The organism is Lawsonibacter sp. OA9, assembly GCF_022440585.1.
This window is the reverse complement of the sequence record NZ_JAKNTI010000002.1, coordinates 1-7,155: the sequence shown is the minus strand read 5'-3', so window position 1 is coordinate 7,155 and position 7,155 is coordinate 1. Positions and strand designations below refer to the sequence as shown.

General features: G+C 44.7%; 5 protein-coding genes and 1 pseudogene. 5 read left to right on the top strand and 1 reads right to left on the bottom strand.

The features are described from left to right. From MCG44_RS00060 to MCG44_RS00050, 3 genes and pseudogenes are all read left to right on the top strand, one after another. Positions 1-258: pseudogene (locus MCG44_RS00060) on the top strand (TetR/AcrR family transcriptional regulator); the annotation flags it as partial. Positions 259-383: 125 nt separating this feature from the next. After that, complete coding sequence (locus MCG44_RS00055) at positions 384-1,616, top strand: MFS transporter (RefSeq protein WP_240286015.1); 1,233 nt, start codon at positions 384-386, stop codon at positions 1,614-1,616. A 269-nt stretch (positions 1,617-1,885) separates the two neighbouring features. After that, on the top strand, positions 1,886-3,352 hold the full coding sequence (locus MCG44_RS00050; RefSeq protein ID WP_240286014.1) for a C40 family peptidase: 1,467 nt from the start codon (positions 1,886-1,888) through the stop codon (positions 3,350-3,352). Positions 3,353-3,555: 203 nt separating this feature from the next. On the opposite strand, the gene MCG44_RS00045 is transcribed toward MCG44_RS00050, so the two are convergent. Further along, a complete protein-coding gene (locus MCG44_RS00045) occupies positions 3,556-4,428 on the bottom strand; it encodes an AraC family transcriptional regulator (RefSeq protein ID WP_240286011.1) in 873 nt (290 codons plus the stop codon). A gap of 245 nt (positions 4,429-4,673) precedes the next feature. Between MCG44_RS00045 and MCG44_RS00040 the strand changes: the two genes are divergently transcribed. Together MCG44_RS00040 and MCG44_RS00035 are read left to right on the top strand one after the other, a co-directional pair. Beyond that, positions 4,674-5,927, top strand: coding sequence for a uroporphyrinogen decarboxylase family protein (locus tag MCG44_RS00040; protein WP_240286009.1), 1,254 nt, complete (start codon positions 4,674-4,676; stop codon positions 5,925-5,927). A gap of 38 nt (positions 5,928-5,965) precedes the next feature. Next, positions 5,966-7,155, top strand: a 1,190-nt coding sequence (locus tag MCG44_RS00035; RefSeq protein ID WP_240286007.1) for a sugar ABC transporter ATP-binding protein, incomplete at its 3' end; no start/stop codon positions are given.

Below are 7,155 nucleotides of genomic sequence, written 5' to 3'. Positions count from 1 at the left end.
CTGTGGCTGGAACTGCTGGAAGAAGGACAGCGTGATGGTTCGATCCATACAGAATATGCAAAAGAGATTTCAGAACTTTTGCCGCTGCTGACAAATCTGTGGGCGGCGCCGTCGATTTTTCCGGCCTCTCAGGAAGAGATGTTCTGTAAGTTTGCTTTTATAAAAGAGATGCTTGAAAGGATGGGAGTACCACTGCTCGATGATGAGATCATGCAGCAGGTCAGGAACAGTCTGAAAAAACTGGCTCTGGAAGAGTAAAATAAAAATGCCTTTCGAGGCAATTTTATTTGCATAATTACATACATACGGTAGGTATTAAAGTGCCCAGGCGCGTTTTTTGTCTTTATTTACATACCAACTAAAGGTATTAAAAGGAGGAGAAGATGAAACAAAGGTTATTTAATGGGAATTTTACATTTTTGATTCTGGGACAGGTGTGTTCCCTGTTTGGTAATTACATTTTGAAATTTGCGATGTCCATGTATGTGCTCGAGACAACAGGATCAGCGGCTGTTTTTGCAGGCATTCTGGCCGTGGCAACGATACCGACAATACTGCTGTCACCACTGGGAGGAATTCTTGCAGACAGAGCAAACAGAAGAAATATCATGGTTGCACTCGATTTACTGTCGGGGCTGTCGGTTTTGTGTGCCGTCTTACTGTTTTCTGAGCATAGCGGTATCACGATAATCGGAGTACTGCTGGTTGTACTTTCCGTACTGGGTGCATTTGAGTCACCGACTGTACAGGCGTGTGTTCCTCAGATGCAGACAGGAGATAATATTATCAAAGGAAATGCAGTCGTCAATCAGGTGGCTGCTGTTGCGGGGCTGTTTGCTCCTATACTGGGCAGTGTGCTCTACGTTGCTTTCGGAATGAGGCCTGTCATGATAGCCTGTATTCTGTGCTTCTTTATCACGGCTTTTTTTGAATGCTTCATCAGACTGGAAAAGATACCGTGTGACAGCGGCGGAAGTGTCCTGTCCATTATAAAAAATGATTTTCTGGTAAGCATGCGGTTTATTTGCAGGGAGCAGACAAAGATATTGAAGCTGCTGATTTTAAGCGCGATTATCAGTTTCTTTGTCATAGGAACCGCTATGGTGGGTCTGCCTTACATTGTGCGCACTGTTCTTGGACTGAATGCAGAGTATTACGGTGCGGCTGAAAGTGCACTGGGATTTGCGGCTATTGCCGGAAGTATTGCTGCCGGAGTGCTGACAGGTAAACTTAAGAGTGGAAAACTTTCCCGGGTTCTGTTGCTTCTCGGAGGATTTGTTGTAATGGCAGGGATGGTTTTTCTTTTTCCGGTGAACGCAGTCATTAAGTATGCAGTGAACATTATCGCATTTTGTGGTGTGCAGGCTGCGGTGTGTATCTTTTCCATATTTGCCCTTTCGATGATTCAGCAGAAAACACCGGATCATCTGATCGGGAAGGTGATGGCATATGTATCCGCTGTCACGATGTGCGCGCAGCCTTTGGGGCAGACGGTTTACGGTCTGCTGTTTGACGGTTTTGGCAATGCGGTTTACGTCGTCCTGATCCCGACAGGAGCGGTTATCTGTGTAATTGGGGCAACGGCTGCAGGATTCTTAAAAACGCTTAAGGTTTAGGATCCACCTGCGCCTGGATACGTACTGTCGGATAGGGAAGTATACTGTGAGTGTTACAAAAAACACTATAAATGTTACGAAAATATTAAAAGACTTTAAGAAAAATAATCAAAAAGGTTGAAATTCTTTTTGAATCATGATAGTATATGGAGGAAGTCTTGAGAATATTACGAAATATTTACGGCACAACATGACAAAAATCATGATGGATGTAAGGAGAAAATAAGAAAATGAGAAAAAAAATAGTATGCGTATTCCTTGGTCTTGTTATGATGTTGTCTCAGACTATGACGGTTCTGGCTACAACGGAAGACCAGCTAAGGCAGGAAAAGAACCAGGCGGAAAGCCAGTTGAGCGAAACGAATTCAGTCATTAACAGCCTGTCTGAGAGACAGACACAGATCCAGTCGGAAATCAATGCAATGGATGCAGACATGGTCGATCTGATGATACAGATCGATGCGGCAAAAACCGACATTGCGAATACAGAAGCGGAAATTTCGAATACCGAAACTGATATAACAAATAAAAAAGCAGAGATCGAACAGACGAAAAAAGATTTACAGGATGCAGAGGATGACCGCGACAAACAGTATGAGAATATGAAAAAACGTATCCAGTACATATATGAAAACGGCGGTGACGCGGCCTGGGTCAAGATGATCTTTGAGGCTGAGGATTTTTCAAAAGTATTGAACCGTGCAGACTATGCACAGAGTCTGCATGATTATGACCGCGATCAGCTGGAGCAGTATGTAGCGGTTGTAAACCAGGTTACTGAGTTAAAGAAAAACCTGGAAGCGCAGAAAGCAGAACTGGAAGATCAGAAAGCAGCACTGGAAACACAGAAGGCATCTCTGGAGAGCCAGAAAGCTGATCTGGAAGGCCAGCAGGCAGACCTGCAGGCGCGAATCGATGAGAAACAAGCGGCAAGCAGTGATTACGAGAGCCAGATTGCAACTGCACGTCAGCAGGCAGCTGAAATCAGTGATCTGATCGCACAGCAGGAGGCTGAGCTTAACCGCCTCGCTGAAGAGAGAAGGCGTGCAGAGGAAGAAGCAGCCAGACAGGCAGCAGCGGAAGAGGCAAGACGTCAGGCAGCGGCTGAAGAAGCCCAGAGACAGCAGCAGTCATCTGAGGATGAATCTTCTTCAGGTTCTGAGGCGGATTCAAATAATGGAAATGATTCAGACAATACATCTGACAGCAATGCGAATGACAGTGAAGATACCGGAAGCAATACGGATTCCGACAGCGGTTCTTCCGATAACTATGAAGCTTCAGGTGATAGCAGCGCTGATTCAGGAAGTTCCTCATCTTCTTCCAGTGATTCCGAAGAATCCCATGAGGAAGACAATGAGCCCAGCTATTCTGCGGGCAGCTCTTCGGGCAGCGCTATCGTAGCCTATGCTGACCAGTTTGTGGGAAATCCATATGTGTGGGGCGGCAACTCACTGACCAACGGGATCGACTGTTCTCATTTCGTATGGCAGGTCCTGAAGAACTGTGGTGTTTACAGCGGCGGATATACCACATCAGGAGGCTGGAGAAGCCTCGGACAGCCTGTAGGAAGTTTGTCTGAAGCAAGAGCCGGCGATGTCATCTGTTATTCTGGTCACGTAGCGATCTATGACGGTAACGGCGGGATCGTAGAGGCGAAGGGCAGCCAGTGGGGTATCACACACGACAGAAGTGCGGACTGCAAGACGATTCTTGCGATCAGAAGATTTACATAATGGTATTTAAAAATATAACATAAACAACCAAAAAGTTGTACTGAATGGTCAGACTGCAGATGGCAGTGAAGTCGAAAAGATTTCACTGCCATCTGTTTTGGATTTTGGAAAGCATTTGGCGGAGGATAAATGTTGTCTCTGCAGCTGATTGGATGACGCCCGGGTCATCAAGGCTTGCCATCTGCATCAGCCTTTATGTGGTTTCAGGAAAATCCGCTCATATCAAAGAACTTTTTAAACATAACCGGCGTTACGCCGGTTTCTTTTTTGAAAACCGAGATAAAATGCGAGGTGCTTGAAAATCCACACGTCATGGCTATTGTATCGAGAGAAGCAGAGTCTGAGCTTAGGAGCTCCCGCGCATGCCGTAATCGAACATTGATCAGGTACTGGTGAGGGCTGAAACCAGTATCTTTTTTAAAAATCCGTGAAAAATGGTATCGGCTCAGGCTGGCATAATCGGCAATGTCATCAACAGTGATCGGTTTGTAAAAATTGTCATTAATATATTGCTGGGCTCGCAGTATATTTTCGTTAGCGTATTTTGAACTTGGAATAGCAAGTCCGGCAATCAGATTATACATCAACAGGGACAGTTTTTGATCGCTTGCATTTGGCTGGGCCATCTCCTTTAATATGCTGTTAAATAGAAACGCCGACTCAGATTTGCCTGTAAAACAGATACCCTGCTGTGTGTGCAGCAGTTCATAGAAGGATTTTGCCAGTGGACCGTTAAAATGAAAATACTGAAACCGCACTTTGCCGGAAGCCCAGTAATGGTTGGGAATATTTGAATCCAGGTAAATGATGTCCCCCGGGAATGCGGTGAATCTGGAGTTCTCATATTCAAAGTTCAGACTCCCCTCCAGAATACGGAAAATAAGATAATTATCAAAAAACTGTTCTTTTTTCTGCCGGTTAATCTCATAAGATGCATCACATACAAATTCTCCTCCCCACGCAAGGCAGAAAAGATTTTGCTTTGCAAAATCTGACGGGGTGTGAAAATATACGCCTTTTTTGGAGACCAGCCCCTTATCAAAATAGGCGGCTTTTTCTCTGTGTTTTTTATTCATAGCTTCCTCCACTTTCAAAAATATAAAGCACAAATTTGATATTAATTAGCATCTTCAAGTAATGAATATGGGTTTCTTATATTATACAATATGTTCAATAGAGATGCAAGAAAGCCTTAAAATAAGCAAAAAATGCATGATTATCACTTTGCTGTATAAGAGATAATTGCAGGGAACTTGCACCCTTAAATAAGCACATATATGATGTGCTTTCATTGCAGGATAAAAGAAAGAGGAGAAAAAGAATGACATCAAGAGAACGTGTAAAGACATCATTTGCTCATAAGCAGCCGGATAAAATGGCTGTTGACTTCGGAGGGTTTTGCTGCTCGCAGATCAATGCACTTGTGGTAGGGGAATTGAGAAAATACTACGGATTAAAAGAAGAGCCGGTAAAAATCCTGGATATGGCTACCATGACCGGAATTATTGAACCGGACCTTGCGGATATCATGATGAGTGATGTGCAGATGCTGGATCCAAGATATGATGCGTTCGGCCATACGAACGATAACTGGAAGGAGTGGTCCTATCAGGGAGAAACCATACTGATACCCGGGGACTGCGAACTGTCTGATGACGGAAACGGCGGATACTACGTTTACCCGTGCGGAGATACTTCTGTGAAACCGAGCGGACATATGCCGGAAAATGGTTTTTACTTTGACAATATCATGAGAACGGAAGAATTTGACGAGGAGGATGCGGATCCTCTCGACAACGCCGAGGACTGCCAGGTGGTATCGGATGAAACCATCTCGTACTATAAAGGAGTGATTGAAAAGTATAAGGGCAGCAATAAGGCAGTTACCATTGCTCCGGCATATTTTGCTCTGGGCGATGCCGCCAATATTCCGGGCCCGAATATCAAAGATCCAAAGGGTATCCGCAGTCTATCGGAATGGTACATGGCGCCGCTGTTATACCCGGATTATGTGCACGCGGTGTTTGAAGAACAGGTAAACCGTTCCATCAAAAGCTTTGAAAAATGTTATGACGCATTTGGAAATGATATCGACGTGATGTACATATGTGGGACGGACTTTGGAACACAGAGAGGACCGTTTGTAAACCCGGATGTATTCAAAGAGTTTTACCTTCCGTATTACAAAAAAATGAACGGATGGATTCACGAGCATACGGAATGGAAGACTCTGAAACACAGCTGCGGCGGTATCTTCCCGATACTCCCGCTGCTGATCGAAAGCGGCTTTGATGCAGTCAATCCGGTTCAGTGCTCCGCAGCGGGGATGGATCCGCAGGCATTAAAGGACACCTACGGCAAAGATATCCTCTTCTGGGGCGGCGGTGTTGATACCCAGCAGATTCTGCCGTTTGGGACACCTAAACAAGTGAAGGAGCAGGTGAAAGAACGGTGTGAGATATTTTCAAAAGACGGAGGCTACATCTTTAATACGATCCATATTATACAGGCGAAAACACCGGTGGAGAATATAGCAGCCATGCTGGATACTGTGAGAGAGTTTAATGGCGACTGATATTTTCCTGTAGAGAAGGTAAGAGAAGGAGAAGAGGTATGGGAGAAAGCAGAGGAGAATGTATTCTTGAGATGCGGGATATTACCGTAGAATTTCCGGGGGTACTTGCACTCAACAAAGCCAGATTTGATGCCCGGCGCGGTGAAGTACATGTACTTCTGGGTGAGAATGGAGCCGGTAAATCAACGATTATGAAGGTTTTGGCTGGTGTTAATACAAAGTATACCGGATCCGTGACGCTCAAAGGAGAAGACATCGTATGTGCGAGCATCGATGAACAGCGTGCGCGCGGAGTCAGCATCATTTTTCAGGAAATGAACCTGTTAAAGAACCTGACGGTTGCGGAAAATATCTTCATGGGAAGACAGCCGAGAACAAAATCGGGAAATGTTGACTGGCGTACGATGAACCGGACGGCCAGAGACCTGTTGGATTCGATCAACGCAGACATATCGGAAAAAACTCTGGTGTCGAAACTAAGTGTAGGACAGATGCAGCTGGTAGAGATCGCAAAGGCGTTATCTTTCGAGTCAGACATTATTATCATGGATGAGCCGACGTCGGCACTGACGGAAAAAGAAGTGGACTCACTGTTTGAGATCATAAGTACGTTGAAAAAGCAGAAAAAGGCGATTGTGTATATATCTCACAGGCTGGAAGAAATCATGAAAATCGGTGATCGAGTGACCATATTCAGGGATGGAGAGTATATCAATACCCTGAATGTAAAAGAAATCACGATTGACGAGATGGTCACTCAGATGGTCGGAAGGGAAATGACAGATTACTACCCAAAAGTTGAGGTGAATCCTGGAGATGTGCTGTTGGAGGCAAAAAATATTGTTCAGGGCAGGATATTAAAAAATGTATCTTTCCAGGCGCGTGCAGGTCAGATTACCGGATTTTACGGTCTGATGGGCGCCGGTCGTACAGAATTAATGCGTGCTGTGTTTGGCGCTGATCCGTTTGACAGTGGAGAAGTACTGATCAAAGGTAAGAAACAAAATATCAAAAGCTGTGAAGAGGCTAAAAAATGTGGAATTGCACTGTTGACCGAAGACCGAAAAAACCAGGGATTAATTCTGGAGTTTGATCTTAACACAAATATTTCACTCGCGAACCTGGACACAACCATGGGAAAATTTGGCATTGATGCAAAAAAAGAGACGGAAAACAACCAAAAACTCACGGAATCTATTCGGGTAAAAACGCCGAGTCTGAGACAAAA

What these genes read in the sequence shown, in the direction of transcription:
- MCG44_RS00050 (WP_240286014.1), top strand. Translation starts at nt 1,886, where the DNA reads ATGATGTTGTCTCAGACTATGACGGTTCTGGCTACAACGGAAGACCAG.
- MCG44_RS00055 (WP_240286015.1), top strand. Translation starts at nt 384, where the DNA reads ATGAAACAAAGGTTATTTAATGGGAATTTTACATTTTTGATTCTGGGA.
- MCG44_RS00040 (WP_240286009.1), top strand. Translation starts at nt 4,674, where the DNA reads ATGACATCAAGAGAACGTGTAAAGACATCATTTGCTCATAAGCAGCCG.
- MCG44_RS00045 (WP_240286011.1), bottom strand. Translation starts at nt 4,428, where the DNA reads ATGAATAAAAAACACAGAGAAAAAGCCGCCTATTTTGATAAGGGGCTG.